This window comes from Streptomyces sp. NPDC007025 (assembly GCF_042869455.1).
In the GTDB taxonomy this organism is placed as follows: domain Bacteria; phylum Actinomycetota; class Actinomycetes; order Streptomycetales; family Streptomycetaceae; genus Streptomyces.
In genome coordinates this window covers 300,965-327,109 of the sequence record NZ_JBIAFT010000008.1, presented here as the reverse complement: position 1 = coordinate 327,109, position 26,145 = coordinate 300,965, and the positions used below count along the sequence as shown (strand labels likewise).

The 26,145-nt window shown below is 73.8% G+C and carries 24 protein-coding genes; 14 read left to right on the top strand and 10 right to left on the bottom strand.

Annotated features, from left to right (window positions below; all coding sequences use genetic code 11):
• Positions 1 to 110 precede the first annotated feature (110 nt).
• Positions 111 to 1,232 carry a DUF5937 family protein gene (locus tag ACFYMO_RS18235; RefSeq protein WP_366773848.1) on the top strand — a complete coding sequence of 374 codons (1,122 nt, stop codon included), beginning with the start codon at positions 111 to 113 and terminating at the stop codon, positions 1,230 to 1,232.
• Between the two features lie 30 nt (positions 1,233 to 1,262).
• On the opposite strand, the gene ACFYMO_RS18230 is transcribed toward ACFYMO_RS18235, so the two are convergent.
• A complete protein-coding gene (locus tag ACFYMO_RS18230; protein WP_366773849.1) occupies positions 1,263 to 1,943 on the bottom strand; it encodes a response regulator transcription factor in 681 nt (226 codons plus the stop codon).
• Positions 1,944 to 2,072: 129 nt separating this feature from the next.
• Entirely contained in the window at positions 2,073 to 3,314 is a 1,242-nt protein-coding gene (locus ACFYMO_RS18225; RefSeq protein WP_366773850.1) for a sensor histidine kinase, read from the bottom strand.
• A gap of 300 nt (positions 3,315 to 3,614) precedes the next feature.
• Here ACFYMO_RS18225 and ACFYMO_RS18220 point away from each other — a divergent pair, with 300 nt between their 5' ends.
• On the top strand, positions 3,615 to 4,622 hold the full coding sequence (locus ACFYMO_RS18220; RefSeq protein WP_366773851.1) for an SAM-dependent methyltransferase: 1,008 nt from the start codon (positions 3,615 to 3,617) through the stop codon (positions 4,620 to 4,622).
• A 245-nt stretch (positions 4,623 to 4,867) separates the two neighbouring features.
• Entirely contained in the window at positions 4,868 to 6,259 is a 1,392-nt protein-coding gene (locus ACFYMO_RS18215) for a dihydrolipoyl dehydrogenase family protein (RefSeq protein WP_388547366.1), read from the top strand.
• Positions 6,260 to 6,318: 59 nt separating this feature from the next.
• Here ACFYMO_RS18215 and ACFYMO_RS18210 read toward each other — a convergent pair whose 3' ends face one another.
• Positions 6,319 to 7,500 carry a betaine/proline/choline family ABC transporter ATP-binding protein gene (locus ACFYMO_RS18210; RefSeq protein WP_366773853.1) on the bottom strand — a complete coding sequence of 394 codons (1,182 nt, stop codon included), beginning with the start codon at positions 7,498 to 7,500 and terminating at the stop codon, positions 6,319 to 6,321.
• Positions 7,501 to 7,797: 297 nt separating this feature from the next.
• Here ACFYMO_RS18210 and ACFYMO_RS18205 point away from each other — a divergent pair, with 297 nt between their 5' ends.
• From ACFYMO_RS18205 to ACFYMO_RS18190, 4 genes are read left to right on the top strand one after another with little or no spacing between them, the layout of a single operon-like run.
• A complete protein-coding gene (locus ACFYMO_RS18205) occupies positions 7,798 to 8,559 on the top strand; it encodes an ABC transporter permease (protein ID WP_388547362.1) in 762 nt (253 codons plus the stop codon).
• Positions 8,560 to 8,563: 4 nt separating this feature from the next.
• Complete coding sequence (locus ACFYMO_RS18200; protein ID WP_019355652.1) at positions 8,564 to 9,253, top strand: ABC transporter permease; 690 nt, start codon at positions 8,564 to 8,566, stop codon at positions 9,251 to 9,253.
• 36 nt (positions 9,254 to 9,289) lie between these two features.
• A complete protein-coding gene (locus ACFYMO_RS18195; protein WP_366773855.1) occupies positions 9,290 to 10,285 on the top strand; it encodes an ABC transporter substrate-binding protein in 996 nt (331 codons plus the stop codon).
• Between the two features lie 51 nt (positions 10,286 to 10,336).
• The gene (locus ACFYMO_RS18190) at positions 10,337 to 11,251 is read left to right on the top strand and encodes a hypothetical protein (RefSeq protein ID WP_366773856.1); all 915 of its coding nucleotides are present in this window, start codon (positions 10,337 to 10,339) and stop codon (positions 11,249 to 11,251) included.
• Between the two features lie 87 nt (positions 11,252 to 11,338).
• Here ACFYMO_RS18190 and ACFYMO_RS18185 read toward each other — a convergent pair whose 3' ends face one another.
• Complete coding sequence (locus ACFYMO_RS18185) at positions 11,339 to 12,487, bottom strand: NADH-quinone oxidoreductase subunit D (protein ID WP_388547357.1); 1,149 nt, start codon at positions 12,485 to 12,487, stop codon at positions 11,339 to 11,341.
• A 70-nt stretch (positions 12,488 to 12,557) separates the two neighbouring features.
• Between ACFYMO_RS18185 and ACFYMO_RS18180 the strand changes: the two genes are divergently transcribed.
• From ACFYMO_RS18180 to ACFYMO_RS18150, 7 genes are all read left to right on the top strand, one after another.
• Positions 12,558 to 13,169 carry a PH domain-containing protein gene (locus ACFYMO_RS18180; protein ID WP_388547354.1) on the top strand — a complete coding sequence of 204 codons (612 nt, stop codon included), beginning with the start codon at positions 12,558 to 12,560 and terminating at the stop codon, positions 13,167 to 13,169.
• Positions 13,166 to 14,635 carry a PH domain-containing protein gene (locus ACFYMO_RS18175; protein ID WP_388547351.1) on the top strand — a complete coding sequence of 490 codons (1,470 nt, stop codon included), beginning with the start codon at positions 13,166 to 13,168 and terminating at the stop codon, positions 14,633 to 14,635. Before ACFYMO_RS18180 ends, ACFYMO_RS18175 begins: the two co-directional genes overlap by 4 nt.
• A gap of 88 nt (positions 14,636 to 14,723) precedes the next feature.
• Positions 14,724 to 15,653, top strand: a complete 930-nt coding sequence (gene folP / locus ACFYMO_RS18170) for a dihydropteroate synthase (protein ID WP_366773859.1) — start codon at positions 14,724 to 14,726, stop codon at positions 15,651 to 15,653.
• Entirely contained in the window at positions 15,650 to 16,180 is a 531-nt protein-coding gene (locus ACFYMO_RS18165; protein WP_366773860.1) for a nuclear transport factor 2 family protein, read from the top strand. The genes folP and ACFYMO_RS18165 overlap by 4 nt, the downstream gene beginning before the upstream one ends.
• 268 nt (positions 16,181 to 16,448) lie before the next feature.
• Positions 16,449 to 16,808 carry a dihydroneopterin aldolase gene (gene folB, locus ACFYMO_RS18160; protein ID WP_366773861.1) on the top strand — a complete coding sequence of 120 codons (360 nt, stop codon included), beginning with the start codon at positions 16,449 to 16,451 and terminating at the stop codon, positions 16,806 to 16,808.
• A complete protein-coding gene (gene folK, locus ACFYMO_RS18155; RefSeq protein ID WP_366773862.1) occupies positions 16,805 to 17,401 on the top strand; it encodes a 2-amino-4-hydroxy-6-hydroxymethyldihydropteridine diphosphokinase in 597 nt (198 codons plus the stop codon). Before folB ends, folK begins: the two co-directional genes overlap by 4 nt.
• Positions 17,402 to 17,516: 115 nt before the next feature.
• Complete coding sequence (locus ACFYMO_RS18150; RefSeq protein WP_366773863.1) at positions 17,517 to 18,005, top strand: DUF3180 domain-containing protein; 489 nt, start codon at positions 17,517 to 17,519, stop codon at positions 18,003 to 18,005.
• A gap of 147 nt (positions 18,006 to 18,152) precedes the next feature.
• On the opposite strand, the gene folE is transcribed toward ACFYMO_RS18150, so the two are convergent.
• The 6 genes from folE to dacB form a co-directional block, all read right to left on the bottom strand.
• Entirely contained in the window at positions 18,153 to 18,758 is a 606-nt protein-coding gene (gene folE, locus ACFYMO_RS18145; protein ID WP_366773864.1) for a GTP cyclohydrolase I FolE, read from the bottom strand.
• A gap of 158 nt (positions 18,759 to 18,916) precedes the next feature.
• Positions 18,917 to 20,938, bottom strand: coding sequence for an ATP-dependent zinc metalloprotease FtsH (gene ftsH / locus ACFYMO_RS18140; protein WP_020699826.1), 2,022 nt, complete (start codon positions 20,936 to 20,938; stop codon positions 18,917 to 18,919).
• Positions 20,939 to 21,145: 207 nt separating this feature from the next.
• Positions 21,146 to 21,685, bottom strand: a complete 540-nt coding sequence (hpt, locus tag ACFYMO_RS18135; RefSeq protein ID WP_388547420.1) for a hypoxanthine phosphoribosyltransferase — start codon at positions 21,683 to 21,685, stop codon at positions 21,146 to 21,148.
• Between the two features lie 97 nt (positions 21,686 to 21,782).
• Positions 21,783 to 23,018, bottom strand: a complete 1,236-nt coding sequence (tilS, locus tag ACFYMO_RS18130) for a tRNA lysidine(34) synthetase TilS (protein WP_366773865.1) — start codon at positions 23,016 to 23,018, stop codon at positions 21,783 to 21,785.
• 201 nt (positions 23,019 to 23,219) lie between these two features.
• On the bottom strand, positions 23,220 to 24,359 hold the full coding sequence (locus ACFYMO_RS18125; protein ID WP_366773866.1) for a zinc-dependent metalloprotease: 1,140 nt from the start codon (positions 24,357 to 24,359) through the stop codon (positions 23,220 to 23,222).
• Between the two features lie 68 nt (positions 24,360 to 24,427).
• Complete coding sequence (dacB, locus tag ACFYMO_RS18120; RefSeq protein ID WP_388547342.1) at positions 24,428 to 26,110, bottom strand: D-alanyl-D-alanine carboxypeptidase/D-alanyl-D-alanine-endopeptidase; 1,683 nt, start codon at positions 26,108 to 26,110, stop codon at positions 24,428 to 24,430.
• Positions 26,111 to 26,145: the final 35 nt, after the last annotated feature.

The following is a 26,145-nucleotide window of genomic DNA, read 5'->3' as shown; positions in this document are numbered from 1 at the left end:
GTCAATCGGCCCGGCGTGGATTGACGACCCTGGTCAATCGGGGAAGAAGCCGCAGCGGAAAGCCGGGTTCCGGCAGGGGCGGTGTCCGGCCGGGAAGGCACCATGGGGGCATGAGCGTCACCATCGACATCGCCGGGCTGCCGCTGGAGCGCATCGTCTTCGCCCCCTCCCCGCTGGCGGAGCTGGGCGCCGCGCTGCACACCCTCGCCGAGCCCGGGCACCATCCCCGGGCGCACAACTGGGCGACCGCCGTGAACGCCGCCCTCCCGCCGGAGCTCGCCGACCGGCTGTGCGAGGCGGACTTCCTGTGGCGTACGACGTTCTCCGACCTGCTGATGGGCTTCGCCGGGCTGGGCGACGCCGCCGCCCGGCCCGGCGCGACGCTCGCCGAGGACCTGGACGTGGTGGACAAACTGGACGACGAGCAGTTCGTCACCGCCGCGCTGGAGTTCACCTGCGGCGCCGACTACGCGGCCGCCGCCGGGCTCTCGGCGCTGTCGGACGCGGCACTGCGCACCCGGGCGGTGGAGCTGGCCGCCGCACGGGGGCCGCAGCAGCGCCGGTTCACCGAGCGGCTGCTGGAGGATCCGCCCGCCGTGCGGGCCTGGGTGCGGCGCCTGTTCGAGGACTGCGAGCGGGCGTTCTTCGCCGACACCTGGAACCGGGTCGGCGGCCAGCTCGCGGCGGACGCGCGGCAGAAGACGGAACTGCTGCGCCGCCGGGGGCTGGCGGCGACCCTGGAGGCCGTCTCCGCGGCGCTGTCGACCGACGAGCGGGGTTCAGTCATCGCCGTGGACAAGCTCGTCAGCGGGCGCACCACGGCCGTCGACCCGGCGGTGGGCCCCGGGGTGACCTTCGTCCCGTCCGTCCACCAGTGGCCGCATCTGATGGTGCTGTACCGGCACGGCTGGCGGCCCGTCGTGCACTATCCGCTGGCGTCGCGGGAGCTGTCCGGGCCGCTGTCGGTCGAGCAGTTCAAACTGCGGATGGAAGCGCTGGCGCACCCCATGCGGATGCAGCTGTGCCGGAGCCTGGCGCGCGGCCCCTACACCACCGGCGAGCTGGCCGACCACCACTCGGTCAGCTCCCCGGAGATCTCCCGGCACCTGACCGTGCTGAAGAAGGCCGGTCTGATCACCGCGCGGCGGCGCGGGCGGTACGTCCAGTACCAACTGGAGCTGAAGGTGGTGGGACGGCTGGGCAGCGACTTCCTGGAGACGGTGCTGCGCTGACCGCGCCCGGCGGTGCCCCCGCCGGGCGCCTCACTGGCTCCCGGCGCGCACCAGGCCCGTCTCGTACGCCAGCACCACCGCCTGCACCCGGTCCCGCAGCTCCAGCTTGGCCAGGATGCGGCCCACGTGCGTCTTGACCGTGGCCTCGGACAGCACCAGCCGGGCGGCGATCTCGCTGTTGGACAGCCCCTGCGCGATCAGGGTCAGGACCTCGCGCTCGCGGTCGGTGATGCGGCGCAGCTCCTTGGCGACCGGCTCCGAGGACGAGGCCGGCAGCACGGAGGAGAAGCGGTCGATCAGCCGCCGGGTGGTGCTGGGGGCGACGACCGCGTCCCCGCTGCGCACGGCCCGGATCGCGGCCAGCAGGTCGCCGGGCGGCACGTCCTTGAGCATGAAGCCGCTGGCCCCGGCCTTGAGCGCGGAGAAGGCGTACTCGTCCAGGTCGAAGGTGGTCAGTATCAGCACCCTGGGGTCGCCCGGCCCGCCCTCGCCGCCCTCGCAGATCCGGCGGGTGGCCTCCACGCCGTCGACGCCGGGCATCCGCACGTCCATCAGCACCACGTCCACCGGCTGCTCCCGCAGCACGGCCAGCGCCTCGGCACCGTCGCTCGCCTCCGCCACGACCTCCATGTCCTGCTGCGCGGTCAGCACCATGCGGAATCCGGTGCGCAGCAGCGCCTGGTCGTCGACGAGCATCACGCGGATGGTCATGGCAGGTCCTCGGGTTCTTCTCGGCTCGGGCAGCGGATCGGCGGGTGCGGCGGGGCGGGTGGGAACGGTGGAAGGGTGGGTTCGGCGGAAAGGACGGGGACGGGGACGGCGGGGAATCGACGGGCGGCCTCAGTCCGCGCCCTTGAGGGGGAGGGCGGCGCGGATGCGGAACCCGCCTCCGGAGCGCGGCCCGGCCTCCAGCGCGCCTCCCACCATGCCGACCCGTTCGCGCATCCCGATCAGCCCGTGTCCGAGGCCGTCGGCACCGCCGTCCTGGTACAGCTCACGCTGGGCGCCGCGGCCGTCGTCCTCGGCGAGCACGGACAGTTCGTCGTCCCGGTAGCAGAGCTGCACGGTAGCGCCCACGTGCGGACCGCCGTGCTTGCGGGTGTTGGTCAGCGCCTCCTGCACGATGCGGTATGCGGTCAGCTCGACGCTGCTGGGCAGGGGATGCGGGTCGCCCTCCACCCGGAAGTCGACCGTCAGACCGGCGCCGCGCACCTGCTCGACGAGGTCGGCGATCTGCTCGACGCCGGGCTGCGGCACATACGCGTCCCCGTCCCGCTTCGCGGTGTCGCCGCTGCGCAGCACGCCCAGCAGCCGGCGCATCTCGGCGAGGGCCTGGCGGCCGGTCCCGGAGATGGTCTCCAGCGCCATCCGCGTCTGATCGGGCGAGGCGTCCAGCACATAGGAGGCGCCGTCGGCCTGGACGACCATCACCGAGACGTTGTGCGCCACCACGTCGTGCAGTTCGCGGGCTATCCGGGCGCGCTCCGCGGCGACGGCGACCTTGGCCTGGGCCTCGCGCTCCTTCTCCAGCCGCTTGGCGCGCTGCTCCAGCTCCAGGTAGTAGGCGCGGCGGGTGCGCAGCGAGTCGCCGAGCACCCAGGCCAACACGAACGCCAGGGTCATGAAGAGGGTGCCGAAGACGTCGGCGGTCGGATTGTGCGGCGAGCTGGGCCAGCGCAGCGTGTCGATGGTGGGGGCCAGCAGCGCCCCGGCCAGTGCCCAGCGGGAGGCCCAGCGGGTGTGCCGGGAGGCGACGGTGAAGAGGATGACGAGGAAGGCGAAGTTGCCGGGGAACGGGCCCACGTCGGCGATCACCTGCGCGACTCCGGCGCCCGTCGCCAGCAGCAGCATCTTCTCCGGCGCCCGCCGCCGCAGCGCCACCACCATGCTCAGCGCGAGCGAGATCGGGACGATGGCGATCAGTTGGCCCGTCCCCCGCGGCAGCGGGTCGGAGGCGTCCGGGCCCGGGGGTGTGGACACGCTCGCGACGATCCACAGCGACGACAGCATCAGCAGGAACACAGCCCAGAGGCTGTCCACCCAGGTGGGGTGCCTGCGGATGAAGTCGTAGAGCCGATTCACGTAACTAAGCGTATGCAGGGCAGGCACGTGTGGAGGTCAGCCGGACGGCCGATCCCTGGCCGCCCGCCTACTCCGCAAGGTGGAGGGCGGGGGTCCGCACCAGCGGTGAGACCGGCCCGGGCCGGTCGTCCGCGCCCCGGCCACCGGACGCCGGCCACCGGTCATCGGCCCCGGTCATCGGCCCCGGTCATCGGCCCCGGTCATCGGCCCCGGTCATCGGCCGCCGCCTGGGTCCGGTGCCGTGCCGGCATCCGGATCCGCGAGTCGGCACGGCCTCCGCGGCGGCCCTAGGGTGAGGCCGTGCACAACGAGCCGCCCGGGTGGCGCACGGCCACCGAACACGCGCTCTACGGGCCGGACGGCTTCTACGTCCGCCAGGTCCCGGCGGCGCATTTCCGCACCTCGGTGCACGCCTCGCCGCTGTTCGCCGACGCCGTGGCGCGCCTCCTGCTGCGGGTGGACGAGGCCCTGGGGCACCCCGAGCCGCTGGATCTGGTGGACGTCGGGGCGGGCGAGGGCGAACTGCTGACCGGGGTGCTGGCGGCGCTGCGGACCCGGGAGGCGGCCGGTGGCGAGGTGGCGGCCCGGCTGCGCCCGGTCGCCGTCGAGCGGCGGGCCCGGCCCGCGTCGCTGGACCCGGCGATCGGCTGGCAGCGGGAGCTTCCGGAGCCGGGGACGAGCACGGGGCTGCTGTTCGCCAACGAGTGGCTGGACAACGTCCCCGTGGACGTCGCCGAGTACGACGCGGCGGGTACCGCGCGGCTGGTGCTGGTGGAGCCGGACGGCACCGAGCGGCCCGGCCCCCCGGTGTCCGGCGCGGACGCGGACTGGCTGGCCCACTGGTGGCCGCCCGCGGGGGACGGCGCGCGGGCCGAGATCGGGCATCCGCGGGACACCGCGTGGGCGCGCGCGGTGAGCGCGCTGCACCGGGGTGCCGCCGTCGCCGTCGACTACGGGCACCGGCGCTCCGACCGGCCGCCCTTCGGCACCCTGACCGGCTTCCGCGCCGGGCAGGACTGCCGGCCGGTGCCGGACGGGTCCTGCGATCTGACCTCCCATGTCGCCCTGGACGCGGTGGCCGCCGCCGCGCCGGGCAGCAGCACGCTGCTGACCCAGCGGGCGGCACTGCGGGCGCTGGGAGTGACCGGGCGGCGCCCGCCGCTGTCCCTGGCCTCCGGCGACCCCGCGGCCTATGTGCGGGCGCTCGGTGCGGCCGGTGCGGCCGCGGAGCTGCTGGACCCTGGGGGGCTCGGCGGATTCGGCTGGCTGGTGTGCGAGGTGGAGTGCGCCGCCGGTCCCTGGGAGTGAACCGGGCCCGGGGGAAGGAACGGACCGCGCGGGAGACCTGGACCGTGCGAGAAGCGCGGACCGTGCGGAAGGCGAAGGCGCGGCCCTGGAGCGGACCGGTGTCCGAAGGCGGTCCGGCCTCCGGTGCGGGAGCGCGCCCGGAGTGCCCGCCGGCGCCTGGGCTCTTATGCTCGCCGGAGGCCCGGCACCGGCCGGGCGGCGGGCAGCGGCGCCCGGCCGGGCCGACGAGCGGAGGAGTCCGGGGTATGGCGCGGGAATGCGATGTCGTCGTGCTGGGGATGGGACCGGGCGGCGAGGAGGTCGCGGGGCGGCTGGCCGAGGCCGGCCTCGACGTGGTGGGCGTCGAGGCGGAGCTGCTGGGCGGCGAGTGCCCGTACTGGGCGTGTGTGCCCAGCAAGATGATGGTGCGGGCCGGCGATCTGCTCGCCGAGGCGCGGCGGGTGCCCGGGATGGCGGGCACGGCGCGGGTGGAGCCGGACTTCACCCGCGTCCATGCCCGGATCCGGGACGAGGCGACGGCCGACTGGGACGACGCGGCGGCCGTCGAGCGGTTCACCGCCAAGGGCGGCCGCTTCGTGCGCGGCCGCGGCAGGTTCACCGGACAGGGCCGGGTCGAGGTGGATGCCGCCGCCGGGGCGGAGACGTTCGCCGCGCGGGTCGGCGTCGTCCTGGCGACCGGCAGCGCCCCAGCGGCGCCGCCGGTGCCCGGCCTCGACCAGGTGCCGTACTGGACGAACCGGGAGGCGGTCTCCGCGGTGGAGGCCCCGGAGTCGCTGCTGGTGCTCGGCGGCGGCGCGGTGGGGGTGGAGCTGGCCCAGTCCTACGCCCGCTTCGGCACCCGGGTGACCCTGGTCGAGGCGTCCGAGCGGGTGGTCTCCGCGGAGGAACCGGAAGCCGGCGACCTGCTGCTGGAGGTCCTGCGCCGGGAGGGGCTGACGGTGCTGACCGGGGCGCGCGCCCGTGCGGCACGGTACGCGGACGGCGCCTTCGTCCTCACCCTGGACGGCGGCGAGGAGGTGTCCGCGGAGAAGCTGCTGGTGGCGACGGGACGGCGGCCGCGGCTGGACGCGCTGGACCGCGCGGCGCTGGGCCTGGAAGCGGAGGCCCGCCGGGTGCAGGTGGACGCGCACCTGCGCGCGGCACCCGGCGTCTGGGCCCTGGGGGACCTGGTCGGCGAGGGCGCCTTCACCCACGTGGCGATGTACCAGGCGGACGTGGCGGTACGTGCCGTGCTGGCCGCGGCGGGCCGGGGCGAGGCGGGCCCCGGCGCCGACTACCGCGCGGTGCCCCATGTGACCTTCACCGACCCGGAGATCGGTTCCGTGGGGCTGACCGAGGCCGCGGCGCGCGAGCGGGGGCTGACGGTCCGCACCGGGACGGCCCGGGTGCCGGACGGGATCCGCGGCTGGATCCACAAGGCGGGCAACGACGGTCTGGTCAAACTGGTGGAGGACGCCGAGCGGGGCGTCCTGGTGGGCGCGACGGCCGCCGGGCCGATGGGCGGTGAGGTGCTCTACGGGCTCGCCGTCGCCGTCCGCGCGGCCGTTCCCACGGCGACGCTGCGCGACATGATGTTCGCCTTCCCCACCTTCCACCGCAGCGTCCTGGAAGCGCTCGGCGACCTCGCCACGGACTGACCGCCCCGCGGGCCGTCCATCGGGTACAGGTGACGGCCCGCGGGGCGGCTCCCGCCCGCTCAGGAGCTCTCGATCGTCTCCAGTTCGACCTCCTGGCGGGCCACGGCGCGGGCGTCGGCGTCGACCGAGCGGCGCAGCGCCTCGTGCAGCTTGGCCGGGGTGAGCACGCCGACGAACCGGTCCGCGGCGTCCAGCACGGCGATCCATCCGGCGTCGTGCTGGAGCATCGTGCTGAACGCCTGCTTGAGGGTGGAGCCCAGCGGCAGCCACGCCTCCATCCGCTGCGCGTGGTCGCCGACCGTCCCCGAGCCGTCCCCGCCCCGGACCGACGCCTCGACCAGGGCGGCGGCCGAGACCCAGCCGTGCAGCTCCTCGGCGCCGTCCAGGACCACGGCCCAGCGGGCACCGTCGGTCGCCATCCGGGCGGCCGCCTCGGCGAGCCCGTCGCTCAGGTGGAGGGTCGGCGGCTGCTCCAGGTCGCCGGGCTCTATCGGGGTGACGGACAGCCGCTTGAGGCCGCGGTCGGCGCCGACGAAGTCGGCCACGTACCCGGAGGCGGGAGCGCCCAGCACGGTGGCGGGGGTGTCGAACTGCTCGATCCGGCCCTCCCCGTAGACGGCGATCCGGTCGCCGAGGCGGACGGCCTCCTCGATGTCGTGCGTGACGAACAGCACCGTCTTGTGCAGGCGCGACTGGAGCCGCAGGAACTCGTTCTGCAGGTGCTCGCGCACCACCGGGTCCACGGCGCCGAAGGGCTCGTCCATCAGCAGCACCGGCGGATCGGCGGCCAGCGCCCTGGCCACCCCGACCCGCTGCCGCTGGCCTCCGCTGAGCTGCTCGGGGTAGCGGTCGCCGAACACATGCGGGTCCAGGCCCACCAGATCCAGCAGTTCGCGGGCGCGCTCCCGCCTGCGCGCCTTGGACCAGCCCAGCAGGTGCGGAACGGTGGCGGTGTTGTCCAGCACCGTGCGGTGCGGGAAGAGACCGGTCTGCTGGATGACGTAGCCCATCCGGCGGCGCAGCTCGACCGGTTCGACGCGGGCGATGTCGGCGCCGTCGACCAGGATGCGCCCCTCGGTCGGTTCGATCAGCCGGTTGACCATCTTCATGGTGGTGGTCTTGCCGCAGCCCGAGGGCCCGACGAGGGTGACCAGTTCCCCGTCGGCCACCTCGAAGGAGAGCCCCTCGACCGCGACGGTCCCGTCGGGGTAGCGCTTGGCCACGTTCTCGAAGCGAATCATCTGCCCATCCTCGTCTCCGGCCCGTTCCCGGCTGTTGCCCCGGCCGCTCCGGTCGTATGCGGACAGCGAAACACAGCCCGCCGACAATCCTCCCGGCAGCCGTGCTGATCCCGCGGACAGCGGATGAACCGAACGGTTCCGGGGTACGGCACTCCGGACTGATTGTCAGTCCGCCGGGATAGGGTCGGCCGTCATCGTGGCATGACACTTCACAACGTCGTCCGAACGGCGACCGTCCGGGCACCCGCCGTCCGAACAACGCAGTTCCGAGCACCGCACAGCGCGGGGAGGTGACAGATGAGCAGCATCGCAGCAGGCGGCCCGCAGGGCTGCCTCGCGCAGAACGACTGGCTGTGCTGGACGTATGTGCGCACCCGGCAGAGCGAACTGCTCGACGCGACGGTGGAGCACGTCTGGATCACCGCGCTCTCCGTCGCGATCGCCCTGGCGCTCGCCCTGCCGCTGGCGGTGGCGGCCCGGCGCTGGCGCGCGGCCCGCGCCCCGGCGCTCGGCGTGACGACGATCCTCTACACGATCCCGTCGCTGGCGATGTTCGCGCTGCTGCTGCCCGTCTTCGGGCTGTCGGCCGCCGTGGTGGTGACGGGCCTGGTGCTGTACTCCCTCACGGTCCTGGTGCGCAACATCCTGGCGGGGCTGGACGCGGTGCCGGGCGAGGCCCGGCAGGCCGCCGAGGGGATGGGGTACGGGCCGGGCAGGCTGCTGCTGGAGGTGGAGCTGCCGCTGGCGCTGCCCGCGCTGCTGGCGGGGGTGCGCATCGCCACCGTCACCGCGGTCTCGCTCACCACGGTCGGCGCCATCGTCGGCTACGGCGGGCTGGGCAACCTCATCTACGACGGCATGGAGAGCTACTTCAAGGCGCAGGTGCTGACCGCCTCGGCCATCTGCGTCGTCCTGGCGGTCGTCGCGGACCTGCTGCTGCTGTGGCTCCAGCGGGTGCTGACCCCCTGGACCCGGGCGGGCGCCCGCAAACGGGCAGTCCGCGCCCCGTCCGCGCCCGCCGCGGCCGCCGCGCAGGACCTCGTGGGGAAGGCGGACTGAGCACATGGGCATCCTCACCGACGTATGGACCTGGCTGACGACCGGCTCCCACTGGACCGGGACCGGCGGTGTGCTCCAGCGGCTCGGGGAGCACATCTATCTGACGGGCGTCTGCCTGCTGCTCTCCTGCGCGCTGGCGCTGCCGCTCGCGCTGTGGCTGGGCCATGTGGGGCGGGGCGGCGCGCTGGCGGTCAACCTCTCCAACGCGGGCCGGGCCGTGCCCACCTTCGCCGTGCTGGTGCTGCTGTCGATGGGCCCGCTGGGCCGGTACGGCGACTGGGCGACGATCGTGGCACTGGTGCTGTTCGCGCTGCCCCCGCTGCTGACCAACGCGTACACCGGCGTGCGCGAGGCGGACCGGGAGGTCGTCGAGGCCGCCCGCGGCATGGGCATGACGGGCGGGCAACTGCTGCGCCAGGTCGAACTGCCGCTCGCCCTCCCCTTGATCATGACCGGGGTGCAGACCGCCGCCGTGCAGCTCGTCGCCACGGCGACGCTCGCCGCGCTGCCGGGCGGCGGCGGCCTCGGCCGGCTGATCACCGCCGGATTCGGCAACTACGACACACCGCAGGTGGTCGCGGGCGCCCTGCTCGTGGCCGCGCTGGCGCTGCTGGTCGAGCGCGTCCTGACCCTCACCGAGCGGCTCCTGGACCCGATGCGGCGGCAGCCGGCCCGCCGCACGACGCCCGTCTGACGGCCCCACCAAGAACGACTCCGGACGAATGGACGCATGATGGCTCGCTCCCGCACCACCCCCGACCCCACCGCTCCCCGGCGCAGCACGGCGGCCCGGCGCGGTCTCGCCGCCGTCGGCACGGCCTCCGCGCTGGCCCTGACGCTGGCCGCCTGCGGCGGCAGCGACCTGGAGGAGAAGGACTCCGGCTCGGGCGGCGGCAAGGGAAGTCTCGTCATCGGCTCGGCAGGCTTCACCGAGTCGGAGATCCTCTCCGAACTCTACTCCGGAGTGCTGTCCGAAGCCGGTTGGAAGACCACGGTCAAGAAGGTCAAGAACCGCGAGCTGTACGCTCCCGAGCTGGAGAAGGGCCGCATCGACGTCGTACCGGAGTACGCGGCGACGATGGCCGAGTTCCTCAACGCCAAGAAGAACGGCGCCAAGGCCGAGCCGGTCGCCTCCAACGACGCGGACAAGACCGTCGAGGCGCTCCGCGACCTGGCCGGACCGCGCGGTCTGAAGGTGCTGGAGGCCGGCGACGCGGTGGACCAGAACGCGTTCGCCGTCTCCGCGGACTACGCGAAGAAGCACGACCTCAAGACCCTCAGCGACCTGGGCCGCTCCAAGGAGCGCGTCACCGTCGCGGCGGGCGACGAGTGCGAGACCCGGCCGTTCTGCCGCCCCGGCCTGGAGAAGACCTACGGGATCGACGTCAAGGGCATAGACCCCAAGGGCGTGGGCACCAGCCAGTCCAAGCAGGCCGTCAAGGACGGCAAGGACCAGCTCGTGCTGACCACCACCACCGACGCCACCCTCGACCAGTTCGGCCTGGTGCTGCTGGAGGACGACAAGAAGCTGCAGAACGCGGACAACATCGTGCCGGTCGTCAACGCGAAGGACGCCGGTGACAAGAAGGTGGCGGACGCGCTCGGCAAGCTCACCCGCACCCTCACCACCGAGGACCTGACCGAGCTCAACCGCAAGGTCGACCAGGACCGGGAGAAGCCCGCGGACGTCGCCGACGAGTACCTGAAGAGCAAGGGACTGGCGTGAGACGGTTCGTCCGGTGTCGTCCCCCCGGCGGAACACGGTAAATTCCCAGCCATGCCACGTGGACGTCATCGCCATTCCCCGCCGCTGCACCGACGGCTGCCCCCGGTGTCCGTGGCGGTGGCCGCACTGGCCTGCGCCGGCGGTGCCTGGCTGATCGGTGAGCCGGGCGTCGCCGACCTGGAGACGGTGGCGCTGCGCGCGCTCACCGCGGCAGCGGCGGCCGCCGCCGTCACCGGAGCCGTGCTGCTGCGCGGCTGGGACCGCGCGGCGGGCAAGCAGGTCGGCGACCTCAAGGCACAGCTCGCCAGCTCGGCCTGGCGGGCCGAGGAGAAGCAGGCGGACCTGGAGGGCGAGGTCGAGGAACTGCGCGAGCTCCGCACCAAGCTGGACGGCAGGCTGCGCGAGAAGCGCGCCGAGCTGACCGGACTCCGCTCCGAGCACGCCGACCTGCTGCGCCGCTACGCAAACGCCCAGACGGAGCGGGCGAGTGCGCTGGAGGGGCGCAGGGTGCTGGAGCTGGAGGCGGGCACGACGGCCTCCGCCAAGGCCCTCACCACCTCGGCGACCGACCACCGGCACACCTCCGGCGCGCCGACCCCGCTCACCTACCGGCAGGCGGCCGAAGCGCTGGACGCGCTCGCCCGCAACGCGGTCCGGCAACGGGCCGCCGCGCGGCTGTCGAACAGCCGCGCGGCCACCGTGGTGCCCCCGCAGGCCCCGCCCCGCTCCCGGCCGGTGGCCCCGCGTACCGCGACGCGGCGCACGTCCGGGCCCGCGGCGCGGGACGGGTCGGCAGCCGGACCGGGCGGGTCCCGGGACCCGGAGGACGCGGAAGGGCCGGAGCCCGGTTCGGCCGGGGCGGCCGGGACAGCGGGCTCAGCACCCGAGCCGGACGGCCGCGAGGGCGGGACGGGCGGCTTCGACTTCTTCGGGCGGAGCAGGCGCCGGACGCACTCGCCGTCCTGACCCGCGGCCCCCTGGGTCCGGACTCAGGGCTCAGAGGCGCGGCGAGCCCGAATGCGCGCCCCCGAGAGCCATGTGGCGCTGTGCGGCTCACTTGTCGATGTCGCCCACCACGAAGAAGAACGACCCCAGGATCGCGACCATGTCCGCCACCAGCGTCCCGGGCAGCAGCTCGGTCAGCGCCTGGATGTTGTTGAACGAAGCGGAGCGGAGCTTGAGCCGGTGCGGGGTCTTCTCGCCCTTGGAGACCAGGTAGTAGCCGTTGAGACCCAGCGGGTTCTCGGTCCAGGTGTAGGTGGCGCCCTCCGGGGCCTTGAGCACCTTGGGCAGCCGCTGGTTGACCGGGCCCGCGGGCAGCTCGGCGAGCCGGTCCAGGCAGGCGTCGGCCAGGTCCAGGGAGTTGTGCGTCTGGTCGAGCAGCAGCTCGAAGCGGGCCAGGCAGTCGCCCTCCGTACGGGTGGCCACCCGCAGCACGTCGGCCAGCTCGCCGTAGGCCAGATACGGCTCGTCGCGGCGCAGGTCGAAGTCGACCCCGGAGGCGCGGGCGATCGGCCCGCTGACCCCGTAGGCGTGCACCAGCTCCGGGCTGAGCACACCGATGCCCCGGGTGCGGCCCCGGAAGATCTCGTTGCCGAGCACCAGCTTGTCGAAGGTGTCCATCCGGCCGCGGACGGCGGCCACCGCCTGCCGCGCCCGGTCCCGCCAGCCCGCGGGGAGGTCGTCCTTGAGCCCGCCGACCCGGTTGAACATGTAGTGCATCCGGCCGCCCGAGAGCTCCTCCATCACGTTCTGGAGCACCTCTCGCTCCCGGAAGGAGTGGAAGACCGGCGTGATCCCGCCCAGCTCCAGCGGGTAGGAGCCCAGGAACATCAGGTGGTTGAGCACCCGGTTCAGCTCGGCCAGCAGGGTGCGGGTCCACACCGCGCGCGCCGGGACCTCCATGCCGAGCATCCGCTCGACGCCGAGCACCACGCCCAGCTCGTTGGAGAACGCCGACAGCCAGTCGTGGCGGTTGGCGAGCACGATGATCTGGCGGTAGTCGCGGGCCTCGAAGAGCTTCTCGGCTCCCCGGTGCATATAGCCGACCACCGGCTCGGCCCGCTCGATCCGCTCGCCGTCCAGGACCAGCCGCAGCCGCAGCACCCCGTGCGTGGAGGGGTGCTGCGGGCCGATGTTGAGCACCATGTCGGTGCTCTCCGCGGCACCGCCGATACCGACGGTCGTCTCCGTCTGAGTCATGACGCTCATCCTGTCAGCTTCCTCCTGCGGACGGACACGGGCTCCGGTCGCCCGCACGTACGCTGAACGGATGACCGACCCCATCCCGGCACCGCCCGCCCCACCGGGCCCCGGACAGCCCGGCGACAGCCCGGACCGAACCGGCCCCGCGGGGTCCGGAGCCGGCCCCGAGCAGACGGAACCCCAGGAGCCCGGCGCCGGCCCGGCCGGGACGGGAACGGACCCCGCATGGCGCGGCGTGGAGCGGGAACTGCTGCCGCTGCGCCGGTGCGTGCTGCTCGGCTGGCTGCTGCCGCTGGCCGCGGCGGCGGGGGTGGTACCCGGTCTGACGGCGGGACCGGTGTGGGCGCTGTGCGCGCTGCCGCCGCTCGCGGCGGCCGGGTGGGGCTGGGGAGCGCTGGCGCGCAACTGGCGCTCGTGGTGCTACCGGGAGCGGGCTGACGACCTGCTCGTCTCGCGCGGTGTGCTGTGGCGCGAGACGACGGTGGTGCCCTACGGGCGGATGCAGCTCGTGGAGGTGACCTCGGGGCCGCTGGAGCGGCGTTTCGGACTGGCCTCGCTGCAACTGCACACGGCCGCTGCGACCACCGACGCCAGCATCCCGGGTCTGACCCCCGCGGAGGCCGAACGGCTGCGCGACCGGCTCACCGAGCTGGGCGAGGCCCGATCGGCGGGCCTGTGACCGGCGACCCCGCGGCCGACGGCCCCGCAGCCGGGGGACCGGACCGGACCGGCACCCCGGCGACCGGCAGCGGCGCCGGCACTCCGGCAACCCCCGCGAAGAGCCACGGCACCCGCGGACCGCGCTTCCTGCCGCGCCGCCCCGAGGGCAACCGGCTGCACCCGGTCACCCCGTGGCGGCGGGCCTGGGCGCCGCTCGCCGGGCTGCTGGCGTTCGCCGCGCACGACCTCGACCGGGCCCGCGAGTGGTCCGAGCAGCTCACCGCGGCCTGGACGGCGCTGGGACTGGCGGTGCTGCTGCCGGTGGCCTCCGGATACGGATTCCTGTCCTGGTGGTGCACCAGCTACCTGGTCACCGAAACCGAGCTGCGCATCCGTACCGGTCTGTTCTTCCGCCGCACCGCCCACATCCGGCTGGACCGCGTCCAGGCGGTCGACATCTCCCGTCCGCTGCCGGCCCGGATCGCCGGGGTGGCCAAACTGAAGCTGGACGTCGTCGGCACCGAGGACAAGGACGAGCTGGCGTACCTGGGCGAGCGGCAGGCCGTCGCGCTCCGCGCGGAACTGCTCGCCCGCGCCGCCGGCATCGCCCCGGACGCCGCCCCCGAGGCGGGCGAGGCACCCGCCAGGGAGCTGCTGCGGGTGCCACTGCACGCCCTGGTGGTCAGCGTGCTGCTGCGGGGCTCGGTCTGGGGCACGCTGGCCGCGCTGCTCCTCGTACCGACCCTGCTGTGGCTGGCGACGGAGAGCGTGTGGACGGTCCTGGCGACGGCCCTGCCACTCGCGGGCGGCTGCTGGGCGGCGAGCGGCGGGCGGGTCGTCAGGGAGTTCGACTGGACCGTGGCGGAGTCCCCCGACGGGCTGCGCCTGGACGCGGGCCTGCTGGACCGGCAGCACGCCACGGTGCCGCCGGGAAGGGTGCAGGCCGTCCGGATCGCGCAGCCGCTGCTGTGGCGGCGGCGGGACTGGGTGCGGGTCGAGATGGAGGTCGCGGGCACCGGCAGCGGTACCGGGGACGGAGTGCTCGTACCGGTGGCCGACTGGCGGCAGGCCGCGGCCGTGCTCACGCGGGTGCTGCCCGGCGTGGACCCGGACGCCGCCCTGGCCGCGGCGGGGCCCGTGCCCCGTCGCGCCCGCTGGTGCGCCCCGCTGGCCCGGCGCGGCTACGGGCACGGGGTCACCCCCGGCGTCTTCGTCGCCCGCCAGGGGCTGCTGACCCGCCGCACCACCCTGGTGCCGCACGCGAAGGTGCAGAGCGTGCGGTTCGCCCAGGGGCCGTGGGAGCGCCGCCACCGGCTGGCCGACGTATGCGTCGACCTCGGCGCCGGGGGCACGGCACGGGCACGGCTGCGCGACCAGGACGAGGCCCTGGCCCTGCTGCACGCACAGGCCGACCGCTCCCGCACCGGACGCCGCTCGGCGCTCCCGGAGCGCTGGCTGACGGCGCCGGGAGCCTCCGCCGACTGAGACACCCGGCCGCGGCCCCGGCACACAGCCGGACCGGCGGCGCGGTGGCGGTCCCGCCCCCGGGAAGGCGGGCGCCTACCCTGGGCACATGGGTGCGAGAACGCGTGGCCGCGTGGACGGCCTCCCCGAATGGGACCGCTGCGCAGTAATGGGTGTGGTCAACGTGACCCCCGACTCGTTCTCGGACGGGGGGCGGTGGTTCGACACCGAAGCAGCGGTCAAGCACGGGCTCGACCTGGTGGCGCAGGGCGCCGACCTGGTGGACGTCGGCGGCGAGTCCACCCGGCCCGGCGCCGCCCGGGTCGGCGAGGACGAGGAGCTGCGCCGGGTGCTGCCGGTGGTGCGCGGGCTGACCGGCGAGGGCCTGGTGGTCAGCGTCGACACCATGCGGGCCTCCGTGGCGGCGCAGGCGGTGGCCGCGGGTGCGGTCCTGGTCAACGATGTCAGCGGCGGCCGCGCCGATCCGGAGATGGTGCCCGCCGTCGCCGACGCCGGTGTGCCGTTCGTGGTGATGCACTGGCGCGGCCAGAGCATCGACATGAACAACCGCGCCGTCTACACCGATGTCGTCGGCGAGGTGCTCGACGAGCTGCGCACGGCCGTGGAGCAGGCCGTGGCGGGCGGGATCGACCCCGCCCGGATCGTGGTCGACCCCGGGCTGGGCTTCGCCAAGCGCGCCGAGCACGACCTCGCCCTCGTCGCGGCGCTCGCCGAACTGCGGGCCGGGCTGCCCCACCCGATGCTGGTGGCCGCCTCCCGGAAGCGGTTCCTGGGCCGGGTGCTGACCGACGAACAGGGCGCGGCCCCGCCGCCCGCCCGCGAACGCGACGCGGCGACGGCCGCCGTCACCGCGCTGGCGGCCCGCGAGGGTGCCTGGGCGGTACGGGTCCACGAGGTGCGGGCCAGCGCGGACGCCGTCCGCGTCGTCCGGGCCGTGGACGCGGCCGGCGCGGCTCTTCCCGACGCACCCCGGGTTCCGGTCACCCCCGGGACGACGAACCCGGAGGCGGCGACATGAGCGGCGCGCGAACCGACAGCGAGGCGGTCGAGGCCGCCAACACCGCCCTGTACGAGGCGGTCGAGCGGGGCGACATCGAGACTCTCTCCCGGATGTGGCTGGGTGAGGAGGCGGTCGATCCGGACGACCCCGAGGGCGGTGAGGGCGAGCACGGGGTCCGGGTCGTCCACCCCGGCTGGCCGGTGCTGACCGGGCGCGGCGAGGTGCTGCGCTCCTACGCACTGATCATGGCCAACACCGAGTACGTCCAGTTCTTCCTCACCGATGTGGAGATCTCGGTGCTGGGCGACACCGCGCTGGTCAGCTGCACCGAGAACATCCTCAGCGGCGGCCCGGCCGAGGCGGACGGTTCCGCGGGGCCGCTGGTCGGCGGTCTCGTGGTGGCCACCAACGTCTTCCGCCGCACCGAGCAGGGCGAGTGGAAGCTGTGGTCGCACCACGGTTCGCCGGTGCTGGTCGAGCAGGACGACGAGGACGGGGACGGCGAGGGCGAAGGGGACCTGGGCCAGGGCGACATCGAGCTCTAGAAGCGGTGGGCACAGCCCCCGCGAGCGTGCCGGCGGCCTCCTGTCCGGACCCGCTCCGTCCGGCCGCACCGGGCGCCTGCCGGCAACCGTTGCGCGCGGACCACCCGATCCGGCACTCGGCCGGGAATGCGCGCGTGACCGCGAACGCTGTGGGGTAGGCGGCGGCGCGAGCCGTCACGCTCACGGGTAGATTCGATCCGGTGCCGCGAGGGGCCGTCCGGTGCCCCGCGGGCCGGTATACGTTCGCACGACCGACGGGAGTGGTGAAGTGGATCGCGTCGCACTGCGCGGCCTCGCGGCGCGTGGGCATCACGGCGTGTTCGAGAGGGAACGCGAACAGGGGCAGACCTTCGTCGTGGACCTCGACATGGGACTCGACACGCGGTCGGCCGCCGAGCGCGACGACCTGTCCCGTACGGTCCATTACGGAGTCGTCGCCGAAGAGGTCGTCGCGGTCGTCGAGGGGGAACCGGTCGACCTGATCGAGACGCTCGCCCAGCGGATCGCCGACACCTGCCTGCGGCACGAGGCCGTACGCGAGGTGGAGGTGGTCGTGCACAAGCCCGACGCCCCGATCGCCGTGCCGTTCGAGGACGTGACCATCACTATCAAGCGGAGCCGCGCATGACGCCGAACAGTGACCCGACCGTACAGCCGGTGCCCGCCTCCGTGGTGCAGCAGGTGGACGCCGCCGACACGACGCTGCACAACCCGCAGACCGCCGTGCTGTCGATCGGCAGCAACCTGGGCAACCGGCTGGAGTCGCTGCAGAGCGCCGTCGACGCGCTCGCGGACACCCCGGGGATGAAGGTGACGGCCGTCTCGCCGGTCTACGAGACCGAGCCGTGGGGCGTCGAGCCGGGCAGCCAGCCCGCCTACTTCAACGCGGTCGTCGTGGTCCGCACCACCCTGCCGCCCGGCTCGCTCCTGGAGCGCGGCCACGCCATCGAGGAGGCACTGGAGCGGGTGCGCGAGGAGCGCTGGGAGCCGCGCCCCATCGACGTGGACATCGTGGCCTACCAGGGCGTCGTCTCCGACGACCCGCAGCTCACCCTCCCGCACCCCAGGGCGCACGAGCGGGCCTTCGTCCTCGTGCCGTGGCACGACGTGGACCCCGCGGCCGAGGTCCCGGGCCACGGCAGCGTCGAGGAGCTGCTGCGGACGCTCGGCACGGAGGGCGTCACCGTCCGCCCGGACCTGGAACTCATCGTGCACGCCTGAGCGTTGGCTGCGCGTACCCCGTTGCCGTTCCTGCCGTACCCCGTTGCCGTTCCTGCCCGGCGTCCCCCGGCCGACGCCCGCACCGCCCGGACCGCACCCGCGAGGTGGAAGCTCGATGAACCAACTCCGTATCCGCACCCTCGCGGCGCTCTTCGTCATCGCGGGAGTGCTCTCGTGGGGCGGAGCGCGGCTGTGGGACGCGCTGGGCACGCTGCCGGGGGTGCCGTTCGCCGCGCCGATCGTGCTCGGCGCCATCGCGGCCGTGCTGCTGGCCACCGCGCTCTCGCTGCGCTCCCGGCTGAAGGCCCAGCGGGAGCGGGAGCCGGGCGCCAAGGGCGTGGATCCGATGATGGCGGCCCGTGCCGTCCTCTTCGGCCAGGCGAGCGCGCTGGTGGCCGGGCTGGTCTCGGGTGTGTACGGCGGCACCGGGCTGTTCCTGATCACCGAGCGCGCCGAGGTCCCGGCCCGCGCCCAGCAGGCGCTCTATGCGGGCCTCTCCGTGGTGGCGGGCATCGCGGTGATAGCGGCGGCCGTGCTGCTGGAGCGCATCTGCCGGCTGCCCGAGGACGAGGACGAGAACGGCCCCCCTGCTGCCGCGGCCTGAGCCCGGCCGGACCTGAGCCCGCTGCGGCCGGAGCCCGGCGGGCGCGGCCGGAGCGGCCCGGGGCGTCGGCGGCGGGACGCGTGGCCCGGGGGCTCAGGCTCAGGCTCAGGCTCAGGCTCAGGCTCAGGCTCAGGCTCAGGCTCAGGCTCAGCGGGCCAGTATCAGGCTCATCGCCTCGGCCCGGGTGGTCGCGTCGCGGAGCTGTCCGCGGACCGCTGAGGTCGTCGTCTTGGCGCCGGGCTTCCGGACGCCCCGCACCGACATGCACATGTGCTCGCACTCGATGACCACGATGACTCCGCGGGGCTCCAGGATCCGCATCAGCGAGTCGGCGATCTGGGTCGTCAGCCGCTCCTGGACCTGGGGCCGGCGGGCGAAGACGTCGACCAGCCGGGCCAGCTTCGACAGCCCGGTGATCTTGCCGCTGGCGGACGGGATGTAGCCGACGTGCGCCATGCCGTGGAACGGCAGCAGGTGGTGCTCGCACTGGCTGACCACCTCGATGTCCTTGACCAGGACCATCTCGTCGTGCCCCAGGTCGAACGTCGTCGTCAGCACGTCCTCGGGGCGCTGGTTCAGGCCCGCGAACATCTCCCGGTAGGCGCGGGCCACCCGCGCCGGGGTCTCCAGGAGTCCCTCCCGGTCGGGGTCCTCGCCCACGGCGATCAGGAGTTCGCGTATCGCGTTCTCGGCACGCTTCTCGTCGAACACGCTGTCCGGGCTCTCCCCGTCCAGGGTCACCGGGTCGGTCATCTGGTCCCTCGTTCCTCGACTTCCACAACCTGCGAGCCGCCACCGTGCGTGACCGGTTCCGGCTGTCGCGTACACAGCGAAAAGCCGCGCCCCTCGACATTAACCCGAGGGGCGCGGCTGACATTCCGTGGCGCGGTTCTCACCCCGCCCACCTGCGGTTATCCGTTGTCCGGATCCACGGGCTCGACGATGGCGTCCGAGTCCCGGGGGCCGATCTCCTTGCCCAGGTTCGGGCCGGAGTTCCCGTTGGTCAGCGCCGCGGGCGGAGCCGACACCGGGGGCCGGGTGGAGGGGGTGCGCCGCGAGGACCCCGTCCAGGCGGGACGGGCCGGACGCTTGACGACCGGGTTGAAGACCTCGGCGATCTCCTCCTTGTTCAGCGTCTCCTTCTCCAGCAGGGCCAGGACGAGGTTGTCGAGGACGTCGCGATTCTCCACCAGGATTTCCCAGGCTTCGTTGTGCGCCGTCTCGATCAGCTTCTTGACCTCCTCGTCCACCAGTCCGGCGACCTCCTCGGAGTAGTCCCGCTGGTGGGACATCTCCTTGCCCAGGAAGGGCTCGGACTGGTCGGAGCCGAACTTGATGGCGCCCAGCCGCTCGGTCATGCCGTATTGGGTGACCATCGCGCGCGCGGTCGCCGTCGCCTTCTCGATGTCGTTGGCCGCGCCCGTGGTCGGGTCGTGGAAGACCAGTTCCTCGGCCGCCCGGCCGCCCATCATGTAGGCGAGTTGGTCGAGCATCTCGTTCCGCGTGGTCGAGTACTTGTCCTCGTCGGGGAGGACCATGGTGTACCCGAGCGCGCGGCCTCTGGAGAGGATGGTGATCTTGTGGACCGGATCGGAGTTCGGTGAGGCCGCCGCGACCAAGGCGTGCCCGCCCTCATGGTACGCGGTGATCTTCTTCTCCTTGTCGCTCATGATCCGGGTCCGCTTCTGCGGTCCGGCCACGACACGGTCGATCGCCTCGTCCAGATACTTGTTGTCGATCAGCTTCTGGTCGCTGCGCGCGGTGAGCAGCGCGGCCTCGTTCAGCACGTTGCTCAGGTCGGCGCCGGTGAAGCCCGGGGTGCGCCGGGCGACCGCACTCAGGTCCACGTCGGGCGCCATCGGCTTGCCCTTCTGATGGACCTGGAGGATCTCCAGGCGGCCCTGCATGTCGGGGCGGTCGACGGCGATCTGCCGGTCGAACCGGCCCGGACGCAGCAGCGCCGGGTCCAGGATGTCCGGCCGGTTGGTGGCGGCGATCAGGATGACGCCGCCCTTGACGTCGAAGCCGTCCATCTCGACCAGGAGCTGGTTGAGGGTCTGCTCCCGCTCGTCGTGGCCGCCGCCCATACCGGCGCCGCGGTGCCGGCCGACCGCGTCGATCTCGTCGACGAAGACGATGGCCGGGGCGTTCGCCTTGGCCTGCTCGAACAGGTCGCGCACCCGGGAGGCGCCGACACCGACGAACATCTCCACGAAGTCCGAACCGGAGATCGAGTAGAACGGCACGCCCGCCTCACCCGCGACCGCGCGGGCGAGCAGCGTCTTACCGGTGCCGGGCGGGCCGTAGAGCAGCACGCCCTTCGGGATCTTGGCACCGACGGCTTGGAACTTGGCGGGTTCCTGCAGGAAGTCCTTGATCTCGTGGAGCTCCTCGACGGCCTCGTCGGAGCCGGCCACGTCGGTGAAGGTCGTCTTCGGGGTGTCCTTGGTGATGAGCTTGGCCTTGGACTTCCCGAAGTTCATCACCCGGGAGCCGCCGCCCTGCATCTGGTTCATCAGGAACAGGAAGATGACGATGATCAGCACGAACGGCAGCAGCGAGATCAGCATCCCGACGAACGGGTTCTGCTTCTGCGGCGCGACCGTGTATCCCTTCGGGATCTCCTTCTGGTCGTACTTGCTCTGGAGTTCCTTGGCGATGTCGACTCCCTGGGAGTCGATGTAGCTCGCCTTGATCTTGTCGCTGTCCTCGACCTTGGCGCCGTCCTTGAGCTCCAGCTTGACGATCTGCTCGTCGCCCGTGGTGAGCTCTGCGGACTTCACCTTGTCCTGTCGGATCGCCTGTACGACCTGGCCGGTGTCCACCGTCTTGAAGCCGCCGGACGAGCCGACGACCTGCATCAACACGACCACGGCAAGGACGGCCAGCACGATCCACATGACCGGCCCGCGGAAGTATCGCTTCACGTCCATCCATACGGAGCGCGTGGGCCCCGTCCCTCCTGCCACAGTGAGTTGAAAAGCCTGACCTTCGGACGGTACCCCAGCATTGTCACCCGGCGCCGCCGAGGACGGTCAACCGCGACCGCCCTTCGAAGCACCAACGAGGGGGACCGACCCTGTGTTCCCGGGCCGCACACGCGCGCGCCCCGGATCGACCGGGATTCGGCCGCCCGGGGATCACCCGCCGTACACGTGCGGCGCGAGCGTGCCGACGAACGGCAGATTGCGGTACCGCTCGGCGTAGTCGAGTCCGTAGCCGACGACGAACTCGTTCGGGATGTCGAAGCCCACCCACTTCACGTCGATCGCCACCTTGGCGGCGTCCGGCTTGCGCAGCAGGGTGCACACGTTGAGGGAGGCGGGCTCGCGGGACCCCAGGTTGGACAGCAGCCAGGAGAGCGTCAGCCCCGAGTCGATGATGTCCTCGACGATCAGGACGTGCCTCCCCTTGATGTCGGTGTCCAGATCCTTGAGGATCCGGACCACACCAGAGGACTGGGTCCCGGCGCCGTAGGAGGACACCGCCATCCAGTCCATCGTCGCCGGGGTGGACAGGGCGCGCGCCAGGTCCGCCATCACCATGACGGCTCCCTTGAGCACCCCGACCAGCAGCAGGTCCTCGCCCGCGTACTCCGCGTCGATCCGCTCCGCCAGCTCGGCCAGCTTCGCGTCGATCTCTTCCTTGCCGACCAGCACCGACTGCAGGTCGGTGCCCATGTCTTTCTCGTCCACCCGTGCTGCTCTCGCTCGTCGCGGTCCGGTCGCCCCGGCCCGCCGCAGCCTCCGGACGGCCCGGTGAGTGCCGGGGCGCCGGTCAGCTCGGTGAGCCGTGCCGGATGACCAGTCTGCCACCCTGGCGCGCGACCTCCACACGCCCGGGCAGGTTGAGGGCCCGCTGGCCGCGCCACGCGGTGATGAGGCGGTCCATCTCCTCGACGTGCCGGGCGAACAGCGACCCGGCCGGGGAGCCGGCCTCGATCGCTGCCCGGCGCAGCACCCGGCGCCGCACCGCGGGCGGCAGCGCGTACAGCCGGACCACGTCCAGCTCCACCGCTCCGTCGGCGCCGGGCGGACCTTCCGTGCGGGCGACGGCCCGGTCGGAGGGCGTCGAGCCGTCCGCCTGGTCCGGTACCCCGGCGTCCTCCGGGCCGCTGCCGGGGGTGCGCACGACGGCGCGCTCGGCGTCGTCGGTCCACGCGTCGAGCGCGTCCGCGTCGTCCCGGGAGAGCTGCGCCGTACGGGCGAGTGCCTCGATGACGCCCTTGCCGAGCGCCTTCTCCAACGCGGGCAGCGCCTCGTGGCGGACCCGGGAGCGGGTGTAGGCGGGGTCGGCGTTGTGCGGGTCGTCCCAGACGGGGAGCGACTGGACCATGCACGCCTTGCGGGTGGTCTGCCGGTCGACGGCCAGGAACGGGCGGCGGTAGCGGCCGCCGGGGCCGGAGACCGCCGCCATGCCGGACAGCGAGCGGGTGCCGGAGCCGCGGGCCAGCCCGAGCAGCACCGTCTCCGCCTGGTCGTCGCGGGTGTGGCCGAGCAGCACGGCGGCCGCGCCGTACCGCTCCGCGATCGCGTCCAGCGCGGCGTACCGGCCCTCGCGCGCGGCGGCCTCGGGGCCGGTGTTGGTCCGTCCCACCTGGATGGCGACCGACTCGACCGGCGTCAGGCCCAGTCCGGCGAGCCGGTCGGCCACATCCTGGGCGCGCTCGGCGGAGCCGGGTTGCAGACCGTGGTCGACCGTGACACCACCGGCCCGCAGGCCGAGGCGGGGGGCCTCGAACGCGAGCGCGGAGGCGAGGGCCATCGAGTCGGCGCCGCCGGAGCAGGCGACGAGGACGAGCGGTGGCGGCGGCTCGGTGGGAAGGTCGGCGTGGAGGTCGGCGGGGAGGTCGGCGGGGAGGGGGCCGGCGGGCTGGGGAGTCGCCGCGAGCTGTGCGCCGCGCGCGCCACGCGCGCTCGCGTCGTGGGCGCTGAGGTCGTGCGCGCTGAGCACGTCATGGAGTGTGCGGCGGACCGCCAGGCGTATTGCGGCGACCGCGGGGTGGGGACCCATGTCCGATTCACTTCCTCGTCAGGAGCTGCGCGGATCGCGGAAGGAGGCTTCCGCGATCCGGGTGGGGGTGTCGAAGTCGGCAACTGCTGTCACGCTGTGTGTGTCGATGGTGACAGAGACGGACTGTGTTCCCCGAGCATCGCACGCGTACCCCGGCCGCACGGTCCCTCGGAAGGGTGATTGGCGAGGCTTCCGCCCGCCTCAATCGGCCTTGCGGTGCACCCTCGCGATCCACTCGGCGGGTTCGGCGATCTCCGCCTTCGTCGGAAGGGTGTTCGGTGACGTCCACACACGGTTGAAACCCTCCATGCCCACCTCGTCCACCACGGTGCGCACGAACCGCTCCCCGTCCCGGTACTGCCGCAGCTTCGCGTCCAGGCCCAGCAGCTTGCGCAGCGCCAGGTCGAGCCGTCCGGCACCGGCGGCCCGGCGTTTCTGGAACTTCTCCCGGATCTCGGTGACGGTCGGGACGACCTGCGGGCCCACCCCGTCCATCACGTAGTCGGCGTGCCCCTCCAGCAGCGACATGACAGCGGTCAGCCGGCCCAGCACCTCGCGCTGCGCCGGGGTCTGCACCAGTTCCACGAGACCGGGCCGCTCCTCCGCCTCAGCTGCCGCGCCGCTCTCGCCCGACCTGCCGCCGGCCAGCGACTGGACGGCCTCCCGCAGCCGCTCCACCAGCGTCGAGGGGTCGATGTCGGTCTGCTCCAGGAAGGACTGGATCTCCATCCGCAGGTGGTCGCGCAGCCAGGGCACCGCCGTGAACTGGGTGCGGTGCGTCTCCTCGTGCAGGCAGACCCACAGCCGGAAGTCGTGCGGATCGACCTCCAGCTCACGCTCCACGTGCACGATGTTCGGCGCCACCAGCAGCAGCCGGCCGCCGCCGTCGGCACCGCCCGGCAGGTCGCGGCCGGCCGGCGCGAACGTCTCGTACTGGCCCAGCACTCGCGAGGAGAGGAAGGACAGCAGCATGCCGACCTCGACCCCGGTGACCTTGCCGCCGACCGCGCCGAGCACGGCCCCTCCGGGGACCCCGGCACGGCGCTCGGCGACCTTGCCCAGCAGCGGGGAGAGCAGCTCCCGGAATCCGGCGACGTTGGCCCGCACCCAGCCGGGCCGGTCCACCACCAGGACGGGCGTGTCCCCCGCCTCGGCGTCGGCGGGGGCCATTCGGGTGAAGCCGCGTACGTGCTCCTCGGAGACCTTCGCGTGCCGCCGCAGCTCGGCGACGATGCCGCGGGCCTCCTCCCTGCTGACTTCCGGCCCCGGCCGTCCGAGCCGGGTCGCGGTCGTGACCGCGAGATTCCAGTCGACCATCTGCACACCACCGAGGCTCGTCATTCTTTCACCGTACGTGCAGCGCGCGCGGGGCGGGAGGAGAGCGCGAGGACCGGGCGCCCGCCCGGGGATCAGCCCGCGGAGGGCGAATCCCGGCAGCCGCAGTTGGCCAGGGCCGAGGCGAGCCGGTCCAAGGACTGCTGGGCCGCGTCCCGCGCGGCGGCCCCCGTCGTCAGGAACGCGAAGGCCAGCATCCGGCCGTCCGCGTCGACGACGGTGCCGGCCAGCGTGTTCACTCCGGTCAGGGTGCCGGTCTTGGCCCGCACGAGCCCCGCGCCGGGCTCGCCGCGCTCGCCGCCGTACCGGCTGCCGAGGGTGCCGGTGAACCGGGCGACGGGCAGCCCGGTGAGCACCGGGCGCAGCGCGGGCCGCTCCGGGTCGGCCGCGAGGGTGAGCAGCCGGGTGAGCAGCACCGGGGAGACGCGGTCCGCCCGGTCGAGGCCGCTGCCGTCCGCGAAGCGGGCGCCCTCGAGTGGCAGGCCGAGCCGGTCGAGGGTGTGCCGTACGGCGCGGCCCGCGCCGCGGAAGCCGGCGGGCTGGCCCGCGGCGAGGGCTGTCTGGCGCGCGAGCGCCTCGGCCAGGTCGTTGTCGCTGTTGGTGAGCATCCGCTCGACCAGCGCGCCGAGCGGCGCCGAGCGGTGCACGGCCAGCTCGGTGGCCCGCTTCCCCGCGGTGCGCTCCCGGGGTGCGCCCTCGACGGCGACGCCCTTGTCCTCGAGCGCGTCGGCGAACGCGTCGGCCGCCTCCCGGGCGGGGTCGGCGGCGCGCGGGGCCGGGCCGTGGTCGCTGCCGTCCGTGCGGCCTTCCTCGACCATCAGCGGGGTGACCCGGGCCAGGTTCTCGTTGGGCCCGATGACGTGCCGCTCGGTGCCGGTGTAGCGGGAGGTGTCGTACCGGAGCCGGACCGTGTGCGTGTCGCTCCCGTCCAGGGCCCGGGCGGTCCGCGCGGCCAGCGCCGTCAGGTCCTTCCCGGTGAGCGTGGGGTCGCCTCCGCCGACGAGGGTGACCCGGTCGTCCTCGCGGACCGCGCGGGTGGCGATGCGGTACGTCTCGCCGCGGGCGGTCAGCGCGGCGACGGCGGTGGCCAGCTTGATCGTGGAGGCGGGGGCCGAGACCGCCCGGGCGTCCCGGGAGAACAGCTGCCGTCCGGTGACGGCGTCCACGACGGAGGCGTGCCGGACGGCGCCGAGCGAGCCGTCCTCGATCAGCGGCTCCAGCGTGTCGGCGAGGGCCGAGGCGGTGGGCGGCGGCATCTGCTCCGGCCGGCTGTCGCCGCGGCCGGAGCCCTGCGGGCCGCCCTCGCCCGCGCCCTGTTCCGGGACGGGGCCGGCCGCGGCGAGCACCTGGGGGGCGGCGGGGGGTCCGGAGGGGCGACCGGGGGTGTGGTCCGCGCCACTTCCGTGTTCCTGGCGGGCCGCCCGGATCCGCTCGGCCGTACGCTGACCCGAGTCCCACGGCCCCGCCGCGGCCACCGCCAGCAGCGCGGCCACGAGCCCCAGCGCGGTGGCGGCGGCGGTGAACCGGACCGTCAGCCGCTGCTGCGGAGCGACCGCCCGCCAACGACGCCGGGCCCCGTGCAGCGCGGCGCGCCCGCGCGCGGTCGCGCCTGCGGCGGTCGTACGGGCGTGTGCCGCGAGGGCGCGCGCACGGGGCGCGAAGGTCCGGGTCCGCGCCGCCACCGCACGGGCCGCGCGGAGGCCGGCGCGGTATGCCCGGTTCGCGGTGCCACGCACCTTCGATCCGGTGTCATGCACCTCGACCAGCCCCTTTCGCGAGCACACATGTGCGT

Excerpts from the sequence above, each read along its gene's own strand:
- ACFYMO_RS18205 (WP_388547362.1), top strand. The coding sequence starts at position 7,798 with ATGAGCAGCATCGCAGCAGGCGGCCCGCAGGGCTGCCTCGCGCAGAAC.
- ACFYMO_RS18195 (WP_366773855.1), top strand. The coding sequence starts at position 9,290 with ATGATGGCTCGCTCCCGCACCACCCCCGACCCCACCGCTCCCCGGCGC.
- folP (WP_366773859.1), top strand. The coding sequence starts at position 14,724 with ATGGGTGCGAGAACGCGTGGCCGCGTGGACGGCCTCCCCGAATGGGAC.
- ACFYMO_RS18190 (WP_366773856.1), top strand. The coding sequence starts at position 10,337 with ATGCCACGTGGACGTCATCGCCATTCCCCGCCGCTGCACCGACGGCTG.
- ACFYMO_RS18180 (WP_388547354.1), top strand. The coding sequence starts at position 12,558 with ATGACCGACCCCATCCCGGCACCGCCCGCCCCACCGGGCCCCGGACAG.
- ACFYMO_RS18235 (WP_366773848.1), top strand. The coding sequence starts at position 111 with ATGAGCGTCACCATCGACATCGCCGGGCTGCCGCTGGAGCGCATCGTC.
- ACFYMO_RS18230 (WP_366773849.1), bottom strand. The coding sequence starts at position 1,943 with ATGACCATCCGCGTGATGCTCGTCGACGACCAGGCGCTGCTGCGCACC.
- ACFYMO_RS18150 (WP_366773863.1), top strand. The coding sequence starts at position 17,517 with ATGAACCAACTCCGTATCCGCACCCTCGCGGCGCTCTTCGTCATCGCG.
- folK (WP_366773862.1), top strand. The coding sequence starts at position 16,805 with ATGACGCCGAACAGTGACCCGACCGTACAGCCGGTGCCCGCCTCCGTG.
- ftsH (WP_020699826.1), bottom strand. The coding sequence starts at position 20,938 with ATGGACGTGAAGCGATACTTCCGCGGGCCGGTCATGTGGATCGTGCTG.
- ACFYMO_RS18165 (WP_366773860.1), top strand. The coding sequence starts at position 15,650 with ATGAGCGGCGCGCGAACCGACAGCGAGGCGGTCGAGGCCGCCAACACC.
- ACFYMO_RS18185 (WP_388547357.1), bottom strand. The coding sequence starts at position 12,487 with ATGACTCAGACGGAGACGACCGTCGGTATCGGCGGTGCCGCGGAGAGC.
- ACFYMO_RS18210 (WP_366773853.1), bottom strand. The coding sequence starts at position 7,500 with ATGATTCGCTTCGAGAACGTGGCCAAGCGCTACCCCGACGGGACCGTC.
- ACFYMO_RS18215 (WP_388547366.1), top strand. The coding sequence starts at position 4,868 with ATGGCGCGGGAATGCGATGTCGTCGTGCTGGGGATGGGACCGGGCGGC.
- hpt (WP_388547420.1), bottom strand. The coding sequence starts at position 21,685 with ATGGGCACCGACCTGCAGTCGGTGCTGGTCGGCAAGGAAGAGATCGAC.
- folE (WP_366773864.1), bottom strand. The coding sequence starts at position 18,758 with ATGACCGACCCGGTGACCCTGGACGGGGAGAGCCCGGACAGCGTGTTC.
- ACFYMO_RS18125 (WP_366773866.1), bottom strand. The coding sequence starts at position 24,359 with ATGACGAGCCTCGGTGGTGTGCAGATGGTCGACTGGAATCTCGCGGTC.
- ACFYMO_RS18200 (WP_019355652.1), top strand. The coding sequence starts at position 8,564 with ATGGGCATCCTCACCGACGTATGGACCTGGCTGACGACCGGCTCCCAC.
- tilS (WP_366773865.1), bottom strand. The coding sequence starts at position 23,018 with ATGGGTCCCCACCCCGCGGTCGCCGCAATACGCCTGGCGGTCCGCCGC.